Consider the following 25,032-nt stretch of genomic DNA (forward strand, 5'->3'; position numbering starts at 1 on the left):
ATTCCTTTTGTCCAGTCTCCCTAAGATAGGGGATGTCCGCCCGGTAGATATATTTTAGTGAAGCACAGCGAAAAATCACCGCAGTCAGGTATTTTATGGTAAAATTCAATCTACCATTCAAAAGATAACAAGTAAGCATAAGAGAGGTGCCCCCTTTGTTACATGCACTTATAGAAGCTTTCTCTAAAGATCCGGATTTGAAGTCGATTACCGCCGGGTTATCGGCCGGGATGAAGGAACAGCTCGTTTCCGGGTTGTCGGGGTCCGCGCGTCAGGTTATGCTGTCGGCACTGTTTGAAGAAATCAAACGCCCGATGCTCGTCGTCACTCACAACATGTTTTCCGCCCAGAAAATCGCGGAGGATTTACAGGAAGCGCTTTCAACAGACCGTGTGCTGCTGTATCCGGCCAATGAGCTGGTAGCGGCGGAATCCGCGGTATCCAGTCCAGAGACCCTTGCGCAGCGTATTGATGTGTTGATGAAGTGCGCGCAAGGGTTTTCGGGCATTGTGGTGGCACCGTTTTCGGGTGTGCGCCGGTTTCTGCCTGCCCCAGAAGTGATGGCCAAAGCCCAAATTGTGATTCAAGATGGCGGCACACTGGACGCCCAAGCTTTCCTGGCCCAAATGATCGAAATGGGATACGAACGGGTCGAACGGGTAGAAGGCAAGGGCGAAATGAGCGTCCGCGGGGGAATTATCGACTTTTACCCGATGACCTCCCTATTGGCCTACCGCGTCGAGCTGTTTGACGACGAAATCGATTCGATCCGCACGTTTGACCCATCCGATCAGCGGTCAATCGATAAAGTTAAGGAAGTCACCATTACGCCTTGCAAGGAGATCATCGCCGATCATCAGAGGCTGGAGCAGGCGGCTGCAGCCTCCGCTCAACTGCTGGAGGAGCAGCTTGGCAAGATGACCGACCGGCAGGCGAAGCTGCGTCTAACGGAAGAAATAAAACGGGAAATGGAGCTGCTTCGCGAGCATGTCTATTTTCCGGAAATCTATAAATATATCTCTCTGCTCTATCCGGAGCACAAGACGCTGTACGATTATTTACACAAGGACACCGTCCTCATTCTCGACGAGCCGGCGCGCCTCCTTGAAACGGCCAAACAGCTGGAGCGTGACGAATCCGAGTGGAACTTGCATCTGCTGCAGAACGGAAAGACGCTGCCGCAGCTGCATTTGTCCGTTGACGGCGACGAGGTGCTGTACCAGCGTCCGTTCCAGACGATATTCATGTCGATTTTCCTGCGTCAGGTTCCGCATACCCAGCCTCAGAACATCCTGAACTTTATCAGCCGGGGTATGCAGGATTTCCATGGGCAGATGAACGTGCTGAAAGCGGAAATGGACCGCTGGCATAAGTCCGGGGTTCAGGTGATGATGCTTGCCAGCAGTGACGAACGGCTCGACCGGATGCGGCGGGTGCTCCAGGATTACAACATCGAGGAACCGGTCATGCTGCAGGGTAATCTGCAGACGGGCTTTGAGATGCCGTCCATTCATTTGGCGGTGATTACCGAGGGTGAAATGTTCTCCCAGAAGCAGCGGAAGATCCGCAAGCTGGGCAAAAACATTGATAACGCCGAGCGGATCAAGAGTTATACCGAGCTGAAGGTCGGCGATTATGTCGTCCATCAAAACCACGGCATCGGTAAATATATGGGTATTGGCACACTGGAAATTAACGGCATCCACAAGGACTATATGCATATCCTGTATGCCGGCGGCGATAAGCTGTCCGTGCCGATCGAACAGATTGATCTCATTCAGAAGTACGTCGGTTCAGAGGAAAAGGAGCCGAAGATCTACAAGCTGGGCGGTAACGAGTGGACACGCGTCAAAAATAAAGTTCGCTCTTCGGTACAGGACATCGCCGACGATTTGATCAAGCTGTACGCCGAGCGGCAGTCGACGCCGGGATACGGCTTTGAGAAGGACACGACCGAGCAGCAGGAATTCGAGGAAATGTTCCCTTACGATGAGACGCGCGATCAGCTGCGGGCGATCGAAGAGATCAAGAAGGATATGGAGCGGAACCGTCCGATGGACCGTCTGCTGTGCGGAGACGTTGGTTACGGCAAGACCGAAGTGGCGATCCGCGCCGCGTTCAAGGCCGCGATGGAGGGCAAGCAGGTAGCCGTCCTTGTACCGACGACGATTCTGGCGCAGCAGCACTACGAGACGTTCCGGGAGCGGTTCTCGGGATATCCGATGAACATCCAGGTGCTGAGCCGGTTCCGTTCGCGGAAGGAGCAGAACGAGACGATCAAGGGGATCCGCCAGGGCACGGTCGACGTCGTAATCGGGACGCACCGCTTGTTGTCCCAGGATCTGGTGTTCAAGGATCTGGGTCTCCTGATTGTGGACGAGGAGCAGCGGTTCGGTGTGACGCATAAGGAGAAGCTGAAGCGGCTGAAGACAAATGTCGACGTGCTGACCCTGACGGCGACGCCGATTCCGCGGACGCTGCATATGTCCATGCTGGGAGTCCGGGATCTGTCTGTCATCGAGACGCCGCCGGAAAACCGTTTCCCTGTGCAGACGTATGTCGTGGAATACAGCCAGACGCTGGTGAGGGAAGCCATCGAACGGGAGTTGGCCCGCGGCGGTCAGGTGTATTATCTGTACAACCGCGTTCAAGGCATTCATGAAATGGCCGCCCAAATTTCGGCGCTGGTGCCGGAGGCCAAGGTTGGAGTGGGCCATGGGCAAATGTCGGAGACGGAGCTGGAGAAGACGATTCTCGACTTTCTGGACGGGGAATACGACGTCCTGGTCAGCACGAGCATTATCGAGACCGGCGTCGATATTCCGAACGTAAATACGCTCATCGTGCATGATGCCGATAAAATGGGCCTGTCCCAGCTCTATCAGCTGCGCGGCCGTGTCGGACGTTCCAACCGGATTGCTTATGCGTATTTTACGTACCAGCGGGATAAGGTGCTGACCGAGGTGGCGGAGAAACGCCTGCAGTCGATCAAGGAATTTACGGAGCTTGGCTCCGGCTTCAAAATCGCGATGCGCGACCTCGCGATCCGCGGGGCGGGGAACCTGCTCGGAGCGGAGCAGCACGGATTCATTGCCTCCGTCGGCTTCGACCTGTACTCGCAAATGCTTGCCGAGGAAATCCAGAAGCGGAAGGTATCCGTTCTCGGGGAGAAAGTCGAACCGGAGAAAACGTGGAACACCGCGCTCGATATTGGCATTGATGCATATTTGCCGTCCGAGTATATTTATGACAGCATTCAAAAAATTGAAATTTATAAGAAAGTGGCGGCAGTTTCTTCGTTCGACGACGGGAAGGAGCTGGAGGATGAGCTGCTGGACCGCTTTGGGGAGCTGCCTGAGGCGGTAACGAACCTGCTGACCGTCGCCCGGCTGAAGGTATACGGCAAGATGTACGGTATCGACTCCATCAACCGCCGTGGGGATGATCTGATCCTCAAATTTTACGAGGGACAGGAGAAGGCGGTCAGCACCGCGAAGCTTGCACAGGTTGGCAATCGCTTCGAGAGACGTGTACAATTTGAGCAGGATGCTCAAATGACGATCCGAATCAAAGGCAAGGGGCTTGATGACAAGCAGCTGCTCGATCTGCTGGAACAATTCTTGGAAGCGATCCGTGAGCTGTTCAAATCGAAGGAGGAACTTCAGGATGTTGTTCAATAAGAAAAAAGCATGGAGAGGAATTCTGCTGACTTTGGTGTGCGTATTAACCCTTTCCGTGCTGGCAGCCTGCGAGAAAGGCGGCTCCGATAAAGAGAAGGATGCCAGCAAAACGGTGGCAACCTACGAAGGCGGAGAGATCACGGAAAATGAATTCGAGACGCAGAAAAAAATCATGACGTTTATGTCTCCGGAATATGCCCAATTTATGGACATGGCGGATTTCCAAGATTATTTGGTCAAGCAAAAGATTGCTTTTGAATATTTGAGCGGCAAGGCAACGGACGATGCCAAGAAGGAGGGTGAGAAAAAGGCCGGCCAGCAAATCGACCAAATGAAGAAGCAGGTGGGCGATGACCAGTTCAAGCAGCTGCTCAATGACCAGAAGCTCAAAGAGGACGAGCTCAAGCAATATTTGGTGCAGGTGATGACGGTCATGGAGGACATGAACGCCAAAGTGACCGAAGATGACATCAAGAAGCAGTATGAGGACAACAAGCAGGATTTTATGGTGGCCACGGTGCATCATATTTTGATCGGGCTGACCGATTCGAATAACAAAGAGCGGACCAAGGAAGATGCGCTGAAGATCGCCAAAGATGTCAAATCCCAGCTGGACAAAGGGGGAGATTTCGCCGAGCTCGCTAAAAAGTACTCGGATGACTCCTCCTCCAAGGACAATGGCGGTGTCTACAAAGACTTTACCGTCGGACAGTGGAGCGTGCAGGAGTTCAAGGAGCAGGTGCTGACCCTTCCGCTGAACAAAATCAGCGCTCCCGTCGAATCCAATCTCGGATACAGCATCATCAAGGTCGACTCCCGCAAGGACACGCCTTATGACAAGCTGACAAACGATCAAAAAGAAATGATTCGGAGTAACCTGGGCGCATCGAAGATCGATCAGTTCATGCAGAATGACCTGACGAAGATCATCAAGAAGATCGATCTGCCGAAAACGGCGGATACGTCCAAGAGCGGCACGGGCACGACCGAAACGGGAACCCCCGGCAGCGGCACGGAAGGCTCTACTTCCGGTACCTCCGGAAGCGGAGACGGCGCGGGTACAGGCACGACAGGCAGCAGCGGAGATGCCAAAGATAGCAGCACGGGATCGGGCAAGTAATCCATAATCCGTTTTGAATCGTTAGTATGAAGGAAGGCACGGGTCAGACCCGCGCCTTTTTTTGCGGCAATGAACTGGATAAAATGTGCAAAACAACCGCAACTAATAGTTCCAACATCATGTATAAGGAATTGGGAATGGATGAATACTATGGGCAGATATCACAACTTATATTCCTGGGACTCACCTCTTCCCATAAGAACAGTAGTTGAAAAATCTTCTCTAGAAAGCGGGGCAACATGTTAATGAAAGCTACTGGAATAGTCCGCCGTATCGATGACCTGGGCAGAGTGGTCATCCCCAAAGAAATCAGACGTACACTGCGTATCCGTGAAGGAGATCCGCTTGAAATTTTTGTAGACCGTGATGGTGAAGTCATTCTGAAGAAGTACTCCCCGATCGGCGAGCTTGGCGATTTCGCCAAGGAATATGCGGAATCGCTGTATGAAGGCACCGGACATACGACCATCATTTCCGACCGCGACACCTTTATCGCTGTCGCAGGCGGCTCCAAGAAGGAATACTTGGAGAAACCGATCGGATCCCTGATCGAAAACTGCATGGACAGCCGCAAGACGCTGCTGGAAACAAACCAAGGCAGCTACGAAATCAGCAAGGACCATCAGGAGAACCTGTCTTCTTTTGTGGCCGCGCCGATCATTTCCGGCGGAGACCCCATTGGCGCAGTGATTCTGATGAGCAAGGACGAAGCAACCAAGATGTCGCAGCTGGAAATCAAAATGTCCGAAACAGCCGCCGCTTTTCTTGGCAAGCAAATGGAGCAGTAAACCGGCAGGCCGGTACGGCTCTTCACCGAGCACACGAAGCTCCCCCTTCATATTCACGGATGATCCGGGAATGAAGGCGGGAGTTTTTTGTGTCCGCTCTCCTCAGGTATAATAGGTGTATTCGTATTGAAAAAACGGAAAGCAACGCCAAATGATCGAGGCTGAATCCGGGCAAAAGTAGGGAAGAGGATGAAACAGACAGGTGCGGCATCGAAGATGCTGCAGGGGGCTTTGATTTTAAGCATGGCCATGGTGCTGTCGAAACTGATCGGCACGCTGCAAAAAATTCCGCTCCAAAACATGGGCGGGGATGCGGTGTTCGGCATCTATAACACGGTATATCCGCTCTATTCATTAATGATGACGATCGCGCTCGCGGGCCTGCCCGCAGCGATCTCGAAATTCGTGGCGGAGGACGAAGCCGTCGGGGGGGCAGGGGAAGGACTCCGGGTGATGAGGTTGTCCTCTGTGCTGCTGGCGCTGCTTGGCATCGTCCTGGGGGCCACCGTGTACACGTGCGCTCCGCTCATCGGGACCTGGATCGACAATTCCAGCGTCGTGCCGGCGGTGCGGACGGCGTCCTTAGCGCTGCTGTTCGTGCCAGTGATGACCGGGATGCGCGGTTTCTTTCAGGGATACCAAAATATGATGCCCACCGCCGTTTCGCAGATCACGGAGCAGTGTGCGCGGGTGGCCGTCATGATCGGTCTGCTGATTTACCTGACGGGAATCGGGGCGAAGCCGGAGACCATCGCAGCAGGGGCGCTGCTGGGATCGGCCGCTGGCGGTGCCGCCGGCCTCATTGTCATGTTTGGTTATTGGCGCAGGTTCCGGCGGATTCGGCGGGGCTTTGCCGGCGCAGAAGGAGCCGCAGTGCCGGCGCACCAGGAGTCTGCCGTTCAGACGGGTCAGCCGCGTCAAGCCGGGCGGGAGAGCAGCTGGAGCCTGCTGAAGCGGATTCTGCTGTACGCAATTCCCGTCTGCCTCGGTTCACTGGCTGTACCTTTGATCGGCATGGTGGACAGCTTTACCGTACCGCGGCTGCTTAAAGCCGGAGGTGCCGGCGAGGCGGGTGCGATGATCCAGTTCGGCATCTATAACCGCGGTATTCCCATCGTCCAGCTGGTGACGATGCTGGCTACGTCGTTGTCGGTGCTGTTCATTCCCGCTTTAGCGGATGCGAAGGCGAGAGGCGACCGCGAGCTGGTGAGCGAGCGTACCCGGCTGTCCCTGCGATGGTTCTGGCTGCTGGGACTGGCCGCCTCGGTGGGGATTGCCATTCTGGCCGATCCCCTGAATATCGCGCTGTACCAGGACACGGCGGGCAGCGGCGTCATGCGCTGGATCGCCTTCACTGCCGTCGGCAGCGCGCTCAGCATCATTTCGGCTTCGCTGCTGCAGGGCGTCGGCATCGTGCGTGCACCGGCCGTGCACCTGCTGGCCGCGGCAGCGGCGAAGACGCTGCTGAACCTGCTGCTGGTTCCGCAGCTGGGCATTACCGGCGCGGCGATCGCCGGCGTAGCCGCGCACTTCCTGGCGGCAGCGCTCAACATCGCGCTGCTGGCCCGCAGCACCGGCCTGCGCATTCGCGCCGGTGCCGCCCTGGCCAAGCCGGCGCTGATGCTGGCCGGCATGGCCGTGGTGGCGGGCGCTGCGGCGCTCGCGGCGGACGCGGTGCTGTCCGCGCTCGGGCTGCCCGCCCGCCTCGTGGCCGCCGCGGCAAGTGTCGCCGGTGCCGCGGCCGGAGGCGCCGTGTTCCTCGCCGGCGCCGTGCTGGCCAAGCTCCTTACCGAAGAGGAGCTTGGGTTGCTGCCGAAGATCGGCCGTCCACTGGCCGGCTTGCTGAAGCGGGTCCGGCTGCTGCGGTAATAGCCGGAGGGGCTGTTGAATCTTCTATTTTGCCGTCATAGAGGGAGAATGATAGAAGGGGGTGGATTAACGGATCCGCCGAACAGGCATCAGTAAAGGGCCGGGCCATAGTGAAGACCCGCCTAGCGCGTCTGGTTTTCTTTTAAAAAAGAAACCGTGATATAGTATATTTATGTCCCATTCCCGGAAGAATGGGAAATAGAGCGGAGGAATGACATATGAGCGCAGTACTGAAGGTTGTCGGTCTCGGTTCGGGCAACCCGGACCGGCTGACGGTGGGTATTGTGAAAACGTTGCAGCAGGCATCACAAATCTACGTCAGAACGAAAGAACATCCGGTTATGTCGATGCTGGAGGAGCTGAAGCTCGAAATCAGTTCGTTCGACCACATCTACGAAGCGCATGATTCGTTTCCAGAGGTTTACGCCTCCATCGCGGAGCGGCTGCTGGAGCTGGCCCTGGCCGGCGAAGAACACAGCGTGATCGTCTATGCGGTACCAGGGCATCCGATGGTGGCGGAATCCACCGTCCAGCTGCTGAGGGAGCGCTGCCCGCAGAACGGGATTTCCCTTGAAGTCCTGGGCGGGGAATCCTTTCTCGACGAGGCCTTTATCCGTCTTGGCTTTGATCCGATCGAAGGCTTCCAGCTTCTCGATTCCACCGGCATTCGCAGCAGCATGCTGCAGCCCCAGCTGCACACCGTGATCGGGCAGGTATACGATGAGTTTACGGCTTCCGAAGTGAAGCTGTGCCTCATGGAGCTTTATCCTGACGATTACCAGGTCGTTGTCGGACATGCGCTTGGTGTCGAAGGAGAGGAGCAGGTGCTTCAGGTTCCGCTGTTTGAGCTCGACCGGGTAGAGGGCTACGGCAACCTCTCGCTCGTGTACGTTCCCAGAAGCGACGACGAAAGCCTGCGCCAGCGGACCTTCGCCCGGCTTCATGAGATCGTCGGCATTCTCCGCAGTCCGGAAGGCTGCCCGTGGGACCGGGAACAGACGCATGAGTCGATCCGGAAAAATCTCATCGAGGAAACCTACGAGGTGCTGGAGACGATTGACGATGACGACCCTGAGCATATGCAGGAAGAGCTTGGCGATTTGCTGCTGCAGATTATGCTGCATTCGCAAATGGAGGAAGAGGAAGGCACTTTCAGCGTGTACGATGTCATTCAAGGTTTGAACGACAAGCTGATTTTCCGCCATCCGCATGTGTTCGGTGAGAACAAGGCCAAGGATGCGGAAGCCGCACTGCAGAACTGGGACGCCATGAAGGCCGAAGAGAAACGCCGTAAAGGACTCGAGCCCGAGAAGACGTCCGCCCTGGACGGGATTCCAAGAGACCTGCCGGCGCTCATGAAAGCTTACAAGCTGCAGAAGAAGGCGTCGAAGGTCGGGTTCGACTGGGATTCCATCGAGGGCGTTTTCGACAAGATCGAGGAGGAGCTCGGAGAGCTGCGGCAGGCCGTGGCGGAGGGACTGAGCGTCGACGAACAGGTGGGCGAGCTGGGTGACCTGCTGTTTGCGGCGGCGAACGCGGCCCGGTTCCTGGATGCCGATCCGGAAGAAGCGCTGTCGAGAACGAACCGCAAGTTCGTCAGCCGGTTCCGTTATATCGAGGATGTGCTGCATGCAGAAGGCAAAACGCTGCAGGAAGCCAGCCTGGATGAGATGGAGACGATTTGGCAACGGGCCAAAAATGAGGTATGATATGAAATCTCCGGTCCCGGGCGGGAACGAGAGGCGCCTTAATGCCTGCAGAGTGAAGCCGATTAAGCGATCAGGAATGAATAACCTTTCGTGTTCTTGATTCCGATTTCGCGCAAATTTTCCGTTAGACGACGTCCTGAGGCTAATTTTAACAAGGATTTCCTCGGAAATTATAAAAAATTGGCGGATTGAGGCAGGAATTCGGGCGGCACAGCAAGAATATCATACAGAACGCGCCAAAAGCGGTATGTTTTGGAGCTAGGCTCCTCTGCCGCGCCAATACTTATTTCTTTGTATATTGGGAGGATTATAATTTATGAACAAGACAGATCTGATCAACAACATTTCCACGAAAAGCGGTTTGACTAAAAAAGACGTGGAGTCCGTTCTGAACGGTTTCCTGGGTGAAATTGAGGAAGCTCTGGCAAGCGGTGAGAAAGTTCAGCTGATCGGCTTCGGCACTTTTGAAACCCGCAAGCGTTCCGGTCGTACAGGCCGCAACCCGCAAACCGGCAAAACCATCGAAATTCCGGAATCCAACGTTCCTGCTTTCAAAGCGGGCAACAAGCTTAAAGAAGCCGTAAAGTAAGATGCGCGTCGACAAATTCCTTAAGGTATCAAGGTTAATCAAGCGGCGTACCGTTGCGAAGGACGTCTCCGATCAGGGAAGGGTCCTCATTAACGGCAGGGAAGCCAAGCCCAGCAGCACGGTCAAAGTGGGCGATGAGATCACCGTCCAGTTCGGCCAGAAGCTGGTGACCGTGAAGGTGGAGCGGCTTGCCGAAACAACCCGCAAGGACGAGGCAACCAGCCTATACACCTTGGTCAAGGAAGAACCGATCGCCAAAGATAACGGTTTAAACTGGTAAGCGGGCATTCCAGAAGGCATATACAGTACACAAAGGCATCTTCCGATCACGATCGGAGGATGCCTTTTTAGCTTGGCGCGATGTTTAGTTTATGCTTAAAGTTCCTTCGGTTCACCCGGCGGGGCTGGTTCTAAACCCTGAAACCGCTCCATAAGCTATTGATAAGAAGGAGGGGTACATGCCATGATCGAGCAAGCGAAAAACAAGCAGCATGAATTGCATATGCTGAATCGCAAGCAGCTGCACCTGACGGGGGTAAACAATGTGGAGAGTTTTGACAGCGAGGAGTTTCTGCTCCAGACCGAGCTAGGGCACCTGACCATCAAAGGCCAGAATTTACATATTAAAAATTTAAACCTGGAAGAAGGCCTGCTCTCGATCGAGGGCCACGTGAATTCCCTGGTTTATTTGGATCCCGGTTCCCACAGCAAAAACAAAGGAATGCTCGGCAAGCTATTTAAATGAGTCCACAGATCCAATGGATTACCCTGCTGTGGATGCTGTTCTCGGGAGCGGCTTTGGGGGTGGCCTATGACAGTTACCGGGTGCTGTCGGGCCAGCTCCACTTTCCGAAATGGACCCTTCATATATTGGACGTGCTGTACTGGAGCGCTGCGGCCCTGTTTGTGTTCCGGATGCTGTATATCAGCAATTACGGCCAGCTTCGGTTTTATGTATTTGTGGGACTCTTTATCGGGGTATGGTTATATTTTTTAATCTTGAGTGTTACAACCCAGCGTTTTGTGGTAATGTTAATAAGGACAGTACGTTACGTGATTGATGTGGTCAAGCGTTTGTTTCGGGCGCTCGTCTGGGCTCCGATCCGTGCGCTCTTGAAACTGTTGAAATGGATTGCCGTCATGATCGGCAGCCTGCTGATGTTTCTCCTCCACGTGATCCTGCGCTGTCTCACGCCTTTCTGGAAGCTGCTTCAATGGATGCTCCGCCCCATCACCTCCCGTCTGAAGATGCCCGAGTGGTTCAGCAAGTTTCTCACCGCAGCTGCAGAGCTGTGGAAGCGATGGTTCTCCAAGGAGTAGACAAGGCCTCTAAGAACGGCCCGTTACGTTAACGATTTCCGTATTTGTAAAGAGGAGGCATTCATGGGAAAATACGCTGCATCACCAGCCCAAACCCGCCCGCAGACTACACAAAAGAATGACAAGCAGCCTGCCGGTCATCATGCTGGCGCACGGAGGCGGATTTTTTTATGGCTGACTTTCATGATTCTGTTTATGGGGTGGGCAGGTTACACCTTTATCGACCAGAATTCGCAAATTGCGGACAAGAGTTCCGAGCTGTCGAAGAAGCTGAAGCTGGAGGCACAGACCACTCAGACGAAGGCACAGCTTGAGCGGGATGTGAAACGGCTGAATGATCCGGAGTATATCGGCCAGATGGCAAGAAAGAATTATGGTTTGTATTTGCCGGGGGAAACCCCGATTCATGCGGAATCCACCCGCCCATAATATAGGCGCTGAAGTGGGTTATTACTCAGTTGACCTGGGTTTGCGCTTTATGTATAATCAAATCACCACAGCCAAGGTTTTATTTAAATCTTGTTGTATATTTTTAAGGGAGGATCATTTTATTCTATGGCAATCGAAGTGGGCACCAAGTTAGAAGGCAAGGTGACAGGCATAACGCATTTTGGAGCATTTGTGGATCTGTCAGGAGGTGTCACGGGTCTCGTTCACATCTCGGAAATCGCCGATAATTACGTCAAGGATGTCAACGATCACCTGAAGATCAATGATGTTGTGACAGTGAAGGTGATCAATGTCGATAAGGACGGCAAGATCGGGCTTTCCATCAAACAAGCTGTTGATAAGCCGGCATCCGAAGCTCGGCCTCCAAGAGGACCAAGACCGGAACGTACCGGCGGAGGCGGCGGAGACCGTTTTGGCGGTGGTGGTGGTGGAGGTTACAATCGTGAACGTGGCGGGCGTCCGTATAAGCCTGCGGCCAACAAGACTTCATTCGAGGATAAAATGTCTCGTTTCCTAAAAGACAGCGAAGAGCGCATATCGTCGATCAAGAAGAACACGGAATCCAAGCGCGGAGGCCGTGGCGCGAAACGCATGTAATTTTTACTAACAGATGAGAGCATACGATAACCGTATGAAGCAGATAACCGTAGAGGGCATCCAGCCTTCTGCGGTTTTTTTGTTTTTGTTGGAGGCCAGGCACTGTTTTACAGTTGTCATCCGACAAAGGGCTGCATTCGGTAATTTTGTCGTTCTGCAAGAAATTACCGACAGCATCCAACGCCATTCCAGCTATCTCTGTCGCAATCGCTAGTCGAAGCGGTGATTTTATTCGGGAGATTGCCCCGGATCGAACCGGCTGGAAACCGGCTGGAAGTGTTGGGGGACAACCAGTCGACCCGGATTTCCGACCATTCGGGAACGCAGGCTTTTTTGTCGGAAATTTCTTGGGCGCTTGTCCGCTGTTCTGACAAACTTTCATGTTTCACCGGTTCTATAATGGGTACCAACAAATCCTACGAAATGGTGGTGCCTGGATCATGGAAAAATGGAATGTGATGGACGTGCCTGTCATGAAATCAGCCAAGGGGGAAGCGGTCGTGGACGGAATGAGCTGGACGGAACGAATCCGGAACATGTCGGCGGTACAGCGGCCGATGCAGTTCCTCGCAGCAAAGAAGTGGATGCTGCTGCTGACCTTTATGGGCTTCTTACTCGGAAAAGCCATGATATTGGACGAGCTGTCGCCGTTTGCGATCGCCTTTTTTGCAGTCATCGCCTTCATGCGGCGGGATTACATCCTGCCGGTGGGGATGGCAGTGATCCTGGGCTCCCTGTTTGCTCCGTTTCCGGCACCGCTGATCATCGCCGCCGAGCTCATCATCTTCCACCTGATGTATAAAGGGCTGAACGCCTTTGACCACGCCGAGTTATCCTACGCGCCGCTGATGGTGTTCGTCTCCGCCTTCTGCGTCAAAATATTCATGGTGCTGATCGGTCCGCCATTTACGTGGTATTCCCTGATGATGACCGCCGTCGACGCCGTACTCAGCTTTGTACTGACGCTCGTGTTCATCCAGGCGATCCCGGTGTTTACGTACAGGAAAAAGAACTATCAGCTGAAAAACGAAGAAATTCTATGCCTGATTATCCTGCTTGCATCCGTCATGACGGGCGCGGTGGGGTGGAGCATCTATAATTTGTCCGTGGAGCATGTCCTCTCCAGGTATCTGATCCTCGTGTTTGCGCTGGTCGGCGGAGCGCCGCTTGGGGCTTCGGTCGGCGTCGTAACCGGGTTGATTCTGAGCTTGGCGGATATATCGGCCATTTATCAGATGAGCCTGCTCGCCTTTTCCGGGATGCTCGCCGGCATGCTGCGGGAAGGGCGGAAAGGAGCCGTATCCATCGGCATGCTGCTGGGCTCTTCCATTCTGTCCATCTATTTCAGCGGTCCGGGCGACGTCATGCAGTCCACATGGGAAACCTGCATTGCCATCGGACTGTTTCTCCTGACCCCGAAAGCGATGATTGCGGTGATCTCCAAGTATGTGCCGGGCACGACGGATCACAGCAAATCGCAGCATGAGTATGCCAAGCGGGTAAGGGATCTGACCGCCGAGCGGGTGACCCAGTTCTCCCAGGTATTCCGTCAGCTGTCACAGAGCTTCGGCCAGGTGTCCGGAACGGAGGAGGTGAGCAAACGGAACGAAGAAATGGACCATTTTATGAATGCGGTGACAGAAGGGGCGTGTGCCAACTGCTTCAAGAAAAACCATTGCTGGGACGCGAAGTTCTATCAAACCTATAAATATATGACCGACGTGATGACTTCGGTGGAGGAGAATCCGGAGATGTCGGCTGAGGACGTCCCGGAGGAATGGAAGAGAATTTGCGCCAAAACCGGCGACGTTGTGGATGTTATGAAGCAGCAGTATCATCTCTACCAACATGATATGCAGTGGAAACGGCAAATATACGACAGCCGGCAATTGGTCGCCGAGCAATTATCGGGCGTATCCCAGGTGATGGAGGACCTGGCTAAGGAAATTCAGCGGGAAGGACAAGCGATGTACCGGCAGGAGGAGCAAATTCGGGACGCTTTGGAGAAGCTGGGACTGTCGATCCAAGGGATCGAAATCATCAGTCTGGATCCCGGTCATGTGGAAATCGAAGTTGTGCATGCGTATACAAGGGGGTACGATGAATGCCGTAAAATTATTGCGCCGCTGCTGTCCGATATATTGGAAGAGCATGTGGCCGTGTTAAATGAAACGTTCAGCAGCAACAAAGACGGGCTTGCGACCGTCATGTTCGGATCGGCCAAAACGTTTGAAATTACGACGGGGGTGGCCGGGGCCGCCAAAGGAGGAGATCTGCTGTCAGGCGACAGCTTTAGCACGGTCGAGCTCGGCAACGGCACCTTTGCGGTGGCGCTGAGCGACGGAATGGGCAACGGAGAGCGGGCGAGGTTGGAGAGCAGCACCGCGCTGAACATTTTGGAGCAGCTGCTGCAGTCGGGCATGGAGGAGAAACTGGCGATCAAATCAGTGAATTCCATTCTGATGCTGAGATCCCCGGAGGAGATTTATGCGACGGTGGACATGGCGTTGATTGATCAATATACAGCGGAAACGACATTTATGAAAATCGGCTCTGCCCCAAGCTTTATCAAACGGGGCAATGAAGTGATTCCCGTCTCGGCCAGCAACCTGCCGATCGGCATTATTCAGGATATTGAGGTGGACCTGGTCACCTTGAAGCTGCAGGCGGGGGACATCGTCATTATGATGACGGACGGCATCTACGATGCGCCCGGTTACGCCGTGAACAAGGAATTGTGGATGAAGCGGATGCTGCAGGAGATCGAAAGCAACGATCCGCAGCATATTGCCGACTGCCTGCTTGAGAAGGTGATTCGTTACCAGCAAAATCAAATTCATGACGACATGACCGTCGTTGTCGGAAAGGTGGAGCATTACCAACCGGAGTGGGCTACTCTGCATGTGCCGGGCGTTGACCGCATGGAGCGGCCGCGCACGGTCAGCTGACCGCCTCGCCGGAGCACGACGGGAGGTGAACATGTAAAACTATCGTTGTTAGCCGTCCCATTGCCCGGGAAATGGGATGGTAAGGCCGGGCTGCCGTTTGAATCTCTCAAAAGTGGAAATACTAGAACCTAAAGGGTGATAGACACTTTTGGGAGGAATGATGCCATCATGAAACAAATTTTATTAATTACGGACGGTTGTTCCAATGTCGGTGCAAGCCCGGTCATGGCCGCAGCTCATGCGCTGCAGGAGGGAATTACGGTAAATGTCGCGGGTGTGATCGATTACGGAACGATTGGGGAGCTTGGCAGCTTAGAAATTGCTGAAATCGCCAAGGCCGGCGGGGGGGTGAGCCACATCGTGGGGACCAGGCAGCTGGCCCGAACGATGCAGATGATGACGCGCAAAACAGTGGTTCAGACGATACAGCAGGCGGTTAATAAGGAGTTAAAGACGATTTTAGGGGACGGGTCCTTGGAGGAGCTTCCGCCCCAGCAGCGGTCCCAAGTTGTTCAAGTCGTGGATGAGCTGACCGAAACGACGCCGCTGCAGGTTGCCTTGTTGATTGATGCCAGTGCCAGCATGAAGCCGAAGCTGGCTGCGGTCGAGGACGCCATTCGGGATTTGATGCTCAACCTGCAGGCCAGAGAGGGCCTCAGTGAACTGGCCGTATTCCATTTTCCCGGACGGAACAGCGGAGAGGAAGCCGTCATGGATTCCGGTTGGATCCAGGATCTTGGCGGAGTGCGCAATCTGTTCCAACGAATCCAAATGAAAGGGGCCACGCCAACCGGACCGGCGATACTGAAGGTGATTGATTTCTTCCGTTATGGTACACTAGACGGACAAACCTGGCGGGGAAATGACGAAGAAGGAGAAGGGATGCTCGGTGACTACGTCGTCTAGACCGGCATATCCGGCCGGAACGGTAATTACGGGAAAATGGCATAACAACCGCTTTGTGATCCGGCGAGTGCTCGGACAGGGCGGCAATGGCATCGTGTACCTCGTTCACAAGGCCGGATACCGGAATTTGTACGCGCTGAAAATGGGGTATGACACGCTTGATCTGCAGTCGGAGATCAATGTGCTGACCTCATTGCAGTCACAGAGCAGGCGTCAGGACGGGCTGAAGGGGAGTTTTAAAACTCCGTTTCTGCTGGAAGTGGACGATTTTACGGGGATGGATAAAGAAGTGCCATTCTACGTGATGCGTTACATTGAGGGGAATCCGATCCATCATTTTATCCGCCGACGGGGCCAGGAATGGGCGGGAATTACAGGGCTCCGGCTGCTTGAAAAGCTGACCGGCCTGCATCGGCTCGGGTTTATATTCGGAGACCTTAAGCCGGACAATGTTATGGTATCGGATTATGGGCAGGTGGAGTTGATCGACTACGGCGGCGTCAGTAAAATTGGACGCAGCGTCAAGCAGTTCACGGAATGGTATGACCGGGGATATTGGAATGCCGGCAGCCGCAGCAGCGATGAAGCTTATGACTTGTTCGCCTTTGCCGTGCTGATGATCCAGCTTTTGAATGAAGAGGGACTAAAGACAGCCTGCGCCCAGCTGCTTCCACAAACGCGGAACCGTTCGGAGCTGCTCACCCTGATCGGCCGAAGCCCAAAGCTGAAGCCGTACGCCCAATGGCTGCGCAAAGCGGTCCAAGGTGAATTTTCGGGCTCCAGGGAGGCGCTGGCCGCGTGGAAACAGCAAATATATGCACCGGCCGTTTCCGGCAGAGCCCCGGGCAAGACGCCGAGGTGGCTGATCAATACTTTTGCCTTTTCGGTTATTATGCTGGGAGCTGCGGTGTACTTTGTATTTTTTAAATGAGCAACGTTAGATCGGTGAGCTGTATAATAGAAGATATCGATACATAGGCATGAATGCGAAAAAAGGAGAACATGGATGGAGAGCAGGCAGAAGTTCAACACAATTAAAGAGCAAGTGCTCCGCACGGCGGAAGAGCACCGCTTATGGTCTCCCCATGACACCCTCGTAGTCGCAGTATCCGGAGGTCCGGACTCTGTGGCTCTTTTGCATGTTCTGAAGGACATTTCGGAAACGGCGGTCCCCCTTACCCTCATTTGTGCCCACGCTCACCATGGGTTGCGGCCGGAAGCGGATGAGGAAGCCGAACTGGTCCGGCGGCTGGCCGCGGAATTAGGCATCCGGTTTGAGATGGCCAGAGTCGACGTTCCCGCATATATGAAGGAGAGCGGCAAGGGAGTGGAGGAGGCGGCCCGGTTCAAGCGTTATGAATTTTTGTTTGAAACGGCGAAGGCCTGCGGCGCCAACACGATCGCTTTGGCCCATCACGCCGACGATCAGGCGGAGACGGTGCTGATGCATTTGCTGCGCGGAAGCGGGCCGGGGGGGCTCCGGGGAATCCGGTTCAAAAGACGGGAAAAAAATGTGGAACTTATCCGCCCTTTCTTACGTATATACAAAACAGACCTCGTGGATATGTGTGAGCAGCATGGTTATCCTTACGCTGTCGACCAGACCAACTTCCAGACCGAGTACAGACGGAATGCAATCCGTCTGGATGTCCTGCCTTATTTAGGGCAATATAATAGTCGGATTGTTCAATCGATCAATCAGATGGCTGACATTATCGGCCCGGAAGACGACTTCGTGGAACAGGCAGCGGTGAACGCATACCGTGAACTGGTACAGTGTAATCATGGAAGGCACGCTTTTCGGGCGCCTTCCTTTTTGGCCTTACATGTCGCTTTACAACGGAGGTTGATTAAACTAATATTAAATTATCTGTCGCCGGGTTCCGAAAACACCGATTATCACAAGATCGAAACCATTCGGCACGGGATTCACCAGAAAGACAGCACAACATGGCACCTGGATCTGGGCTGCGGCCTGGTCTGCATACGCGAATACGATTGGATTACGTTTATGCACGGGATGCCGGAGAAGATGATTGGCTATACATATCGGTTGGATGCAATCGTCCCGGAGTTGTGGTTGCAAGAAATAAGGAAAGTCCTGAGAATGGCGGAGCATACGCCTGAAGTAAATCAATTGTCCAAGATGGCCCTAAACGGTCATCAAGCGGTTTTTGACGCCGATGAGCTGCAGTTTCCGCTCACGATCCGTTCAAGACAGCCAGGGGACACGATGAGAATCATGGGATTAAACGGAAGCAAAAAGGTAAAAGATATTTTCATTGACGCGAAGATACCTCCATCCATGCGCTCCCGCATACCGGTTCTTGTTGACGGTTCAGGCAGCATTGTATGGATCCCGGGTGTAAGGCGTTCGATTCATGCCGCTGTAGGTGCGCATACATCGACGGTGCTTCACTTTTCCTTGGAGGATGCAGGGAGTAGGGAGTAACTGTAATGGTCATTGTTAGGCTTTCATAGTATAACGTAGGAGGTTCGCTCAGTTGCAAAACGATATTCAAGAAGTTCTGATCAGCGAAGAAGAAATCCAGAAGAAAATTAAGGAACTCGGTGCCGAGCTGAGCTCGGTGTATGAGGGTCGCAACCCTCTTGTCATTTGTGTACTCAAAGGCGCGTTTATTTTTATGGCGGATTTGGTTAAAAATATGACAGTACCTATGGAACTCGATTTCATGGCCGTATCCAGTTACGGGGCACAGACCAAGTCTTCGGGCGTTGTCAAAATCATCAAGGATTTGGATGTCCCGGTTGAAGGACGTGACGTGCTGATTGTCGAAGATATTATCGACAGCGGTCTCACGCTGAGCCATCTGATTGAGCTGCTAAAGAGCCGCAATGCCAAATCGACGTGCGTGGTTACGCTCTTTGACAAACCTGCCCGCCGAACAGTGAAGCTCGAGGCGGATTATACCGGATTCGTACTCCCTGACGCGTTTGTTGTCGGATACGGTCTGGATTACGCTGAGCATTACCGGAACCTGCCCTACATCGGGATCTTGAAACCGGAAATCTATACCCACTAATTGCGCTACTCAAGCCCATGAGCTTAATTACGCTCATGCCTTTACCACCTCTATTTGAGATGGTCAGACAGGCTATGGTAAAATAATTAAAGTGTTTTGAGAGGAGGTAGGGGATGAATCGGTTCATCCGGAATTCTGGTTTTTATTTGATTCTTTTTTTAGTTGTGGTGGGCATTGTCCAGTTTGTCAGCAACAGCGGTGAATCTGCTGACAGCCCTAGATACGATCAATTGCGCCAGCAAATCGCTGCTGGTAACGTATCGGAAATTACGGTTCAATTCGACGGTTACGCCTATCTGGTAACCGGTAAATATAAGAATAAACCGGCCGACGTTAAATCAGAGAATTTCTCGACCTACACTCCGGCTACAGATGCTGCAATCGATGAGCTGGTAGCTGCCAGTGACAAAACCGGCATGAAATTCACCCAGAAGAAGATGGAAGGCGAAAGCGTCTGGCTGACGCTGCTCTCCTCCCTGATTCCTTTGGTTATTATGTTTATTCTTTTCTTCTTCCTGTTCAACCAGGCGCAGGGTGGCGGGGGCAAAGTCATGAACTTCGGCAAGAGCCGCGCCCGTCTTTATAATGAAGAGAAGAAAAGGGTTACCTTTGAAGACGTTGCGGGAGCCGACGAAGAGAAGCAGGAGCTTGTCGAAGTCGTTGAGTTCCTGAAGGATCCGCGGAAATTTGCCGCAGTAGGTGCCCGTATTCCTAAGGGGGTTCTTCTCGTAGGCCCTCCAGGTACAGGTAAAACCCTCCTCGCCCGCGCCGTAGCGGGTGAAGCCGGAGTTCCGTTCTTCAGTATTTCCGGTTCGGACTTCGTGGAAATGTTCGTCGGGGTCGGTGCATCCCGTGTGCGTGACTTGTTCGAGAACGCCAAGAAAAACGCACCATGTATTATCTTCATTGACGAGATTGACGCCGTAGGTCGTCAGCGCGGTGCCGGACTCGGCGGCGGGCATGACGAGCGCGAGCAGACGCTGAACCAGCTCCTCGTTGAAATGGACGGTTTCGGCGGCAACGAAGGCATCATCATCGTGGCTGCAACGAACCGTGCCGACATCCTCGACCCTGCGCTTCTGCGCCCAGGCCGTTTTGACCGTCAAATTACGGTCGACCGTCCGGACGTGAAAGGCCGCGAGGCGGTGCTGAAGGTTCACGCACGCAACAAGCCGCTGACCAAAGATGTCAAGCTGGATGTTGTGGCTAAACGTACGACAGGTTTTACCGGCGCCGAGCTGGAGAACCTGATGAACGAAGCGGCGCTGCTTGCTGCACGCCGTAACCGTAAAGACATCTCCATGAGAGAAGTTGATGAAGCGATTGACCGTGTCATTGTCGGTACCGAGAAGCGCAGTCGCGTGATCAGTGACCGGGAGAAGCGGATTGTCGCTTACCACGAAGCCGGTCACACGATCGTGGGCTACTTCCTGGAGCATGCCGATATGGTACACAAGGTAACCATTATTCCACGCGGACGCGCCGGCGGATATGTCATCATGATGCCGAAGGAAGACCGGATGCTTGTGACCAAGCAGGAGCTGCTTGATAAGGTGACGGGTCTCCTGGGCGGCCGGGTTTCCGAGGAACTGTTTATCGGTGAAATCGGAACTGGCGCATACAGCGACTTCCAGCAGGCTACAGGCATCGTCCGCAGCATGATTATGGAATACGGTATGAGCGAGAAGCTTGGACCGCTTCAGTTCGGGTCCTCGCAAGGTCAGGTATTCCTGGGCCGTGACCTCGGTCACGAGCAGAACTACAGTGATTCGATCGCTTATGAGATCGACCAGGAAATGCAGCGCATGACAAACGAGTGCTACGAGCGGGCAAGAGACCTGCTGACCAAGTACTCGAAAGAGGTTCACCTCATCGCGAACACGCTGCTTGAGAAGGAAACACTCGAGCTCGAACAGATCAAGGAACTGATCGAGCAAGGTTATCTTTCTGAAGACGGCCCGAAAGAGGGCGGAAATGGCGAAGGTCCTTCCGAGAGCGGTGCCCCTGTGATCGACAATGTCGGTGACGTGCGGGTACGTATTCAAGGCAAGGATAACACCAGCCTGCCGACGGAAGAAATTCCGAACGATGTTCCATCCAACTTGCCGAATGACCCGCCAAGCGATATCAATACCGATTCGCCGGGCGACATTCCGAACAATCATGGGGGAACGGATAAAAATCAAGGACCCGATCAAGGTGGAACACCGCCGGAGTCCAGATCCTAATACAAATATAACAACAGCCCGGAGACGGTTAGCCGTCCCCGGGTTTTTTGTGTCGTTTGCCGGAAATACGGGTAAACGGAAGCGATGCGGCCAAATCGGACGGAATCGGGCGGGAAGCTTTGCTTTCTTTTGGCTAGATATCATATAAAGATCATTTTAGTCAATTGACAGTATCGTGAACCTTGTGTAAATTAGTTGATAAACAAGATGGTCTCAAGGTTGCAACGGACAACTTTGGGAGAATTTTCACAAACTATTCATGATGTTATTTAGGTTAGGAAGCCATCAACCGGGTAAAATCATGGGATTTCAGAGGGAGTGGGTTACTGGTGGAAGCTCTGGCACTGGAGCATAAGCAGGAACAAAAGCGGGAACTGACGGAGAAGCTGCTGAAGCTGAAAAAGGAAAGAAACGCCATTATTTTGGCGCATTATTATCAAAGGGATGAAATTCAGGAAGTAGCGGATTTCCGTGGCGATTCCTTCCTGCTTGCCCAGAAAGCGGCTCAAACCGATGCGGAAGTTATCGTCTTCTGCGGCGTTCATTTTATGGGTGAAAGCGCTAAGATTCTGGCTCCGAACAAGACGGTGCTGATTCCGGATGAGCGTGCAGGCTGTCCAATGGCCGATATGGTCAACGTGGACGGACTCCGCAAACTGAAAGCGCAGCACCCTAACGCCAAAGTAGTCACGTATATCAACTCTTCGGCAGAGATTAAGGCGGAAACGGATATTTGCTGTACTTCTTCCAATGCGGTAAAAGTGATTCAATCGGTCGATTCCGATGAGATCATCTGGGTACCGGACAAAAATTTGGGCCACTATGTGCAGCAGCACACCGACAAGAAGCTCATCATTTGGGAAGGGTACTGCAATACGCATGATATGCTGACGGTCAAAGACGTCGTGGAGATGAAAGCCAAGTATCCCGACGCCGAGTTTGTCGTACACCCGGAATGCCGTCCGGAAGTCGTGGCCATGGGTGATTTCGTCGGCAGCACCACGGCGATTTTGGAATACTGCAAAAAATCAAGCAGCAAACAGTTTATTGTCGGAACCGAAGACGGTACCGGATACCAGCTTCGTCTCGACAGCCCGGATAAAGAGTTTCATTTCGCCACCAAGTTTTTGGTATGCCCGAATATGAAGGTGAACAATCTGAAAAAACTGGTGAAGTGTCTGGAAACCATGAAGCCGCAAATCTACGTGCCGCCGGTTGTTGCAGATAAAGCCAGAACTTCTTTAGAGCGCATGTTACAAGTACAGTAGCATGCGCTACTCTTTCTCTTAAGACAGGTGAACAGGGACATGATTCCACAATATCTGGTTGATTTTGATCTGCAGACTTTGCCCCGGACCAAGACGGATGTCATCGTCATCGGCTCGGGCATAGCCGGGCTGTTTACGGCGATTCAGGCAAGCGAGGACCGGCACGTCATCATGATCACGAAAAAGGCACTGCTCGAAAGTAACACCCGGTACGCTCAAGGGGGGATTGCCGCAGTCATTTCAGAGAATGATTCCCCTCAGTATCACCGGCAGGACACGCTGATGGCGGGGGCAGGGCTGTGCTCGTCTTCCTCGGTGGACCTCTTGGTCAATGAAGGCCCTGAGGGCGTTAAGGAGCTGATCCGGCTCGGCACGACGTTTGACCTGGAGAACGGGGAGTTTGCCCTGACCCAGGAAGGCGCGCACAGCCACCGGCGGATTTTGCATGCCAACGGGGACGCGACCGGCTACGAAATTGTCAGAGCGCTGGCCGAGAAAGTGGCGGAGCATGATCATATTGAAGTATGGGAACATCACTTTGTGATTGACGTCATTACAGAAGACGGCGAGTGCAAGGGAGCACTGGTTCAGCGTCCTGACGGGCAGCGGCTGTTTGTGCAGGCGAACGCGACCGTGCTTTGTTCCGGCGGCGCGGGACAGCTCTACCGGTATACCACCAATCCGGAAGTGGCCACCGCCGATGGTGTGGCGATTGCCTATCGGGCCGGGGCTGAAGTTCGCGATATGGAGTTTATTCAGTTTCACCCGACCTCTCTTTGTTACCCCGGTGCTCCTAGGTTTTTAATCTCTGAGGCGGTTCGGGGCGAAGGCGCCGTTCTGCGGAATATTAAAGGCGAACGTTTTATGGAAAAATACCATGAGCTGCTCGAATTGGCTCCGCGCGACATTGTCGCCCGGGCCATCCTCAATGAAATGGAAGAAACGAAATCCACCTTTGTCTATCTGGATATTACCCATGAGCCGGAGGATATGCTTAAGCACCGGTTTCCGACCATATACGAAACCTGCATGAATTATGGGCTGGATATGTCGACAGACTGGATTCCGGTGGCTCCGGCTGCACATTATATGATGGGCGGCGTCAAAACGGACCTGAACGGGGAGAGCAGCATCAAGCGGCTGTTTGCATGCGGTGAAGTGTCCTCAACCGGTGTCCACGGCGCCAACCGGCTGGCCAGCAACTCCCTCTCCGAAGCGATCGTGTTTGGACGGCGTATTGTGAACCGCCTGCGGGAATTGTCCCCGTTGGACTGGGAACCCAAGGATATCCGGGCCGATGAGGGGCGCTCGGAATCGCCAAGGCAGGCCATTGTAGAGCGTCGGCTCAAGCTTCAGAAGGTCATGGTGCGTTATGTTGGACTGCGCCGGAATAAGACGCTCCTGCTGAAGGGACTGGATGAATTGAAGCGCCAACTGCCGATTTTCCAGTCTGGTTTGAGCAAGCGTGAAGAATTTGAATTTGCCAACATGCTGACCAGCTGTCTGCTGGTGACCAGCGCGGCGCTATCCCGTGAAGAGAGCCGGGGGGCGCATTACCGCGAAGACTTCCCCCTGCGGGATGACGAAGGCTGGCGCAAGCATCTGCTGCAGCAGCGGGATCAAGGAATAGTGGAGGAAATCAGCGATGACGTTTAACGGATATGATGAAAGTCTTGTGGAATCCATCCGGCTATGGCTGAGAGAAGATGTCGGATCGGGGGATGTGACGACGCTGTCGACCATCCCGGCCGGACATGAATCCAAGGGAATCATTCATGCCAAGGAAGATGGCGTGGTAGCCGGACTGCCCGTGTCGGAACTCGTGTTTCAAGTCGTGGACCCGGCACTCACGTTCACACCTCAGGTTTCGGAAGGCGATTATGTAAAGAAGGGAACGGTACTCGCTGTCGTGGAAGGCAGCACGCACCGGATTTTGACGGGGGAGCGGCTGGCCTTGAATCTGCTGCAGCGTCTGTCAGGCATTGCGACCCGGACACGTTCATTCGTGGACGCACTGGAAGGCCTTCCTACCCGCTTGGTCGACACCCGGAAGACGACGCCGGGACACCGCATGCTGGAGAAATACGCTGTGCGCGTCGGCGGGGGAGCCAACCATCGCTTTGGGCTGTATGATGCTGTGATGATCAAGGACAACCATATTAAGGGTGCCGGAGGTATCCGCCAGGCAGTAGAGCGTGCCCGGGCGTTTATCCCGCATACGATGACCATCGAAGTGGAGACGGAATCGCTTGAGCAGGTCGAGGAAGCGCTGGAAGCCGGTGCGGACATCATCATGCTGGATAACATGAGCCAGGAACTGATGAAAGAGGCCGTTCGGCGCATCAAGGCCAGGTCCCCGCATGTGACCGTGGAGGCCTCCGGCAACGTATCCTTGAAAACCATAAAAGGGATCGCGGCCTGCGGCGTCGACGTCATTTCGGTTGGCAGACTGACGTATTCCTTCGAGAGCCTGGACATCAGCCTTGACCTCAATGCGGTGAAGGAGGGATAGCCCC

Annotated in this window: 20 protein-coding genes; all 20 read left to right on the forward strand. The window is 53.9% G+C overall.

Annotation, left to right across the window (positions count from 1 at the left end):
- Positions 1–155 precede the first annotated feature (155 nt).
- Positions 156–3,680, forward strand: coding sequence for a transcription-repair coupling factor (mfd, locus tag FHS19_RS32895; RefSeq protein WP_183587495.1), 3,525 nt, complete (start codon positions 156–158; stop codon positions 3,678–3,680).
- Positions 3,667–4,800: a peptidylprolyl isomerase gene (locus tag FHS19_RS32900; RefSeq protein WP_183587497.1), complete on the forward strand. Its 1,134-nt coding sequence runs from the start codon at positions 3,667–3,669 to the stop codon at positions 4,798–4,800. The genes mfd and FHS19_RS32900 overlap by 14 nt, the downstream gene beginning before the upstream one ends.
- 245 nt (positions 4,801–5,045) lie before the next feature.
- A complete protein-coding gene (spoVT, locus tag FHS19_RS32905) occupies positions 5,046–5,588 on the forward strand; it encodes a stage V sporulation protein T (RefSeq protein ID WP_281382620.1) in 543 nt (180 codons plus the stop codon).
- 189 nt (positions 5,589–5,777) lie between these two features.
- Positions 5,778–7,457 carry a putative polysaccharide biosynthesis protein gene (locus tag FHS19_RS32910; protein WP_183587501.1) on the forward strand — a complete coding sequence of 560 codons (1,680 nt, stop codon included), beginning with the start codon at positions 5,778–5,780 and terminating at the stop codon, positions 7,455–7,457.
- A 218-nt stretch (positions 7,458–7,675) separates the two neighbouring features.
- Positions 7,676–9,166 carry a bifunctional methyltransferase/pyrophosphohydrolase YabN gene (gene yabN, locus FHS19_RS32915; RefSeq protein ID WP_183587503.1) on the forward strand — a complete coding sequence of 497 codons (1,491 nt, stop codon included), beginning with the start codon at positions 7,676–7,678 and terminating at the stop codon, positions 9,164–9,166.
- Between the two features lie 316 nt (positions 9,167–9,482).
- Positions 9,483–9,755, forward strand: a complete 273-nt coding sequence (locus FHS19_RS32920; protein WP_076176669.1) for an HU family DNA-binding protein — start codon at positions 9,483–9,485, stop codon at positions 9,753–9,755.
- Between the two features lies 1 nt (position 9,756).
- Complete coding sequence (locus FHS19_RS32925) at positions 9,757–10,035, forward strand: RNA-binding S4 domain-containing protein (protein ID WP_094600122.1); 279 nt, start codon at positions 9,757–9,759, stop codon at positions 10,033–10,035.
- 183 nt (positions 10,036–10,218) lie between these two features.
- On the forward strand, positions 10,219–10,500 hold the full coding sequence (gene yabP / locus FHS19_RS32930; protein ID WP_089549461.1) for a sporulation protein YabP: 282 nt from the start codon (positions 10,219–10,221) through the stop codon (positions 10,498–10,500).
- Entirely contained in the window at positions 10,497–11,075 is a 579-nt protein-coding gene (yabQ, locus tag FHS19_RS32935) for a spore cortex biosynthesis protein YabQ (protein ID WP_183587505.1), read from the forward strand. Before yabP ends, yabQ begins: the two co-directional genes overlap by 4 nt.
- 63 nt (positions 11,076–11,138) lie before the next feature.
- Positions 11,139–11,504 (forward strand): FtsB family cell division protein, encoded by a 366-nt coding sequence (locus FHS19_RS32940; protein WP_183587507.1) that lies wholly within the window; start codon positions 11,139–11,141, stop codon positions 11,502–11,504.
- A gap of 126 nt (positions 11,505–11,630) precedes the next feature.
- Positions 11,631–12,122: a S1 domain-containing RNA-binding protein gene (locus tag FHS19_RS32945; protein WP_183587509.1), complete on the forward strand. Its 492-nt coding sequence runs from the start codon at positions 11,631–11,633 to the stop codon at positions 12,120–12,122.
- Positions 12,123–12,658: 536 nt separating this feature from the next.
- On the forward strand, positions 12,659–15,070 hold the full coding sequence (spoIIE, locus tag FHS19_RS32950; protein ID WP_376772020.1) for a stage II sporulation protein E: 2,412 nt from the start codon (positions 12,659–12,661) through the stop codon (positions 15,068–15,070).
- Between the two features lie 168 nt (positions 15,071–15,238).
- Positions 15,239–15,976: a vWA domain-containing protein gene (locus tag FHS19_RS32955; protein WP_183587513.1), complete on the forward strand. Its 738-nt coding sequence runs from the start codon at positions 15,239–15,241 to the stop codon at positions 15,974–15,976.
- Positions 15,960–16,907: a serine/threonine protein kinase gene (locus tag FHS19_RS32960; RefSeq protein ID WP_183587515.1), complete on the forward strand. Its 948-nt coding sequence runs from the start codon at positions 15,960–15,962 to the stop codon at positions 16,905–16,907. Before FHS19_RS32955 ends, FHS19_RS32960 begins: the two co-directional genes overlap by 17 nt.
- 75 nt (positions 16,908–16,982) lie before the next feature.
- Positions 16,983–18,428: a tRNA lysidine(34) synthetase TilS gene (tilS, locus tag FHS19_RS32965; protein WP_183587523.1), complete on the forward strand. Its 1,446-nt coding sequence runs from the start codon at positions 16,983–16,985 to the stop codon at positions 18,426–18,428.
- Positions 18,429–18,480: 52 nt separating this feature from the next.
- Positions 18,481–19,020 (forward strand): hypoxanthine phosphoribosyltransferase, encoded by a 540-nt coding sequence (gene hpt, locus FHS19_RS32970; protein WP_076176679.1) that lies wholly within the window; start codon positions 18,481–18,483, stop codon positions 19,018–19,020.
- A 113-nt stretch (positions 19,021–19,133) separates the two neighbouring features.
- Positions 19,134–21,248, forward strand: a complete 2,115-nt coding sequence (gene ftsH, locus FHS19_RS32975; protein ID WP_183587525.1) for an ATP-dependent zinc metalloprotease FtsH — start codon at positions 19,134–19,136, stop codon at positions 21,246–21,248.
- Between the two features lie 329 nt (positions 21,249–21,577).
- A complete protein-coding gene (nadA, locus tag FHS19_RS32980) occupies positions 21,578–22,516 on the forward strand; it encodes a quinolinate synthase NadA (protein WP_076176681.1) in 939 nt (312 codons plus the stop codon).
- A gap of 39 nt (positions 22,517–22,555) precedes the next feature.
- A complete protein-coding gene (gene nadB, locus FHS19_RS32985) occupies positions 22,556–24,172 on the forward strand; it encodes an L-aspartate oxidase (protein WP_183587527.1) in 1,617 nt (538 codons plus the stop codon).
- Positions 24,162–25,028 (forward strand): carboxylating nicotinate-nucleotide diphosphorylase, encoded by an 867-nt coding sequence (nadC, locus tag FHS19_RS32990; protein WP_183587529.1) that lies wholly within the window; start codon positions 24,162–24,164, stop codon positions 25,026–25,028. Before nadB ends, nadC begins: the two co-directional genes overlap by 11 nt.
- The last annotated feature ends 4 nt before the right edge of the window (positions 25,029–25,032 follow it).

The organism is Paenibacillus rhizosphaerae (genome assembly GCF_014192015.1).
Taxonomy (GTDB): domain Bacteria; phylum Bacillota; class Bacilli; order Paenibacillales; family Paenibacillaceae; genus Paenibacillus_AQ; species Paenibacillus_AQ rhizosphaerae.

What these genes read in the sequence shown, in the direction of transcription:
- ftsH (WP_183587525.1), top strand. Translation starts at nt 19,134, where the DNA reads ATGAATCGGTTCATCCGGAATTCTGGTTTTTATTTGATTCTTTTTTTA.
- spoVT (WP_281382620.1), top strand. Translation starts at nt 5,046, where the DNA reads ATGAAAGCTACTGGAATAGTCCGCCGTATCGATGACCTGGGCAGAGTG.
- FHS19_RS32910 (WP_183587501.1), top strand. Translation starts at nt 5,778, where the DNA reads ATGAAACAGACAGGTGCGGCATCGAAGATGCTGCAGGGGGCTTTGATT.
- nadC (WP_183587529.1), top strand. Translation starts at nt 24,162, where the DNA reads ATGACGTTTAACGGATATGATGAAAGTCTTGTGGAATCCATCCGGCTA.
- FHS19_RS32940 (WP_183587507.1), top strand. Translation starts at nt 11,139, where the DNA reads ATGGGAAAATACGCTGCATCACCAGCCCAAACCCGCCCGCAGACTACA.
- nadB (WP_183587527.1), top strand. Translation starts at nt 22,556, where the DNA reads ATGATTCCACAATATCTGGTTGATTTTGATCTGCAGACTTTGCCCCGG.
- FHS19_RS32900 (WP_183587497.1), top strand. Translation starts at nt 3,667, where the DNA reads ATGTTGTTCAATAAGAAAAAAGCATGGAGAGGAATTCTGCTGACTTTG.
- FHS19_RS32925 (WP_094600122.1), top strand. Translation starts at nt 9,757, where the DNA reads ATGCGCGTCGACAAATTCCTTAAGGTATCAAGGTTAATCAAGCGGCGT.
- yabN (WP_183587503.1), top strand. Translation starts at nt 7,676, where the DNA reads ATGAGCGCAGTACTGAAGGTTGTCGGTCTCGGTTCGGGCAACCCGGAC.
- FHS19_RS32945 (WP_183587509.1), top strand. Translation starts at nt 11,631, where the DNA reads ATGGCAATCGAAGTGGGCACCAAGTTAGAAGGCAAGGTGACAGGCATA.
- tilS (WP_183587523.1), top strand. Translation starts at nt 16,983, where the DNA reads ATGGAGAGCAGGCAGAAGTTCAACACAATTAAAGAGCAAGTGCTCCGC.
- yabQ (WP_183587505.1), top strand. Translation starts at nt 10,497, where the DNA reads ATGAGTCCACAGATCCAATGGATTACCCTGCTGTGGATGCTGTTCTCG.
- spoIIE (WP_376772020.1), top strand. Translation starts at nt 12,659, where the DNA reads ATGTCGGCGGTACAGCGGCCGATGCAGTTCCTCGCAGCAAAGAAGTGG.
- FHS19_RS32955 (WP_183587513.1), top strand. Translation starts at nt 15,239, where the DNA reads ATGAAACAAATTTTATTAATTACGGACGGTTGTTCCAATGTCGGTGCA.
- yabP (WP_089549461.1), top strand. Translation starts at nt 10,219, where the DNA reads ATGATCGAGCAAGCGAAAAACAAGCAGCATGAATTGCATATGCTGAAT.
- FHS19_RS32920 (WP_076176669.1), top strand. Translation starts at nt 9,483, where the DNA reads ATGAACAAGACAGATCTGATCAACAACATTTCCACGAAAAGCGGTTTG.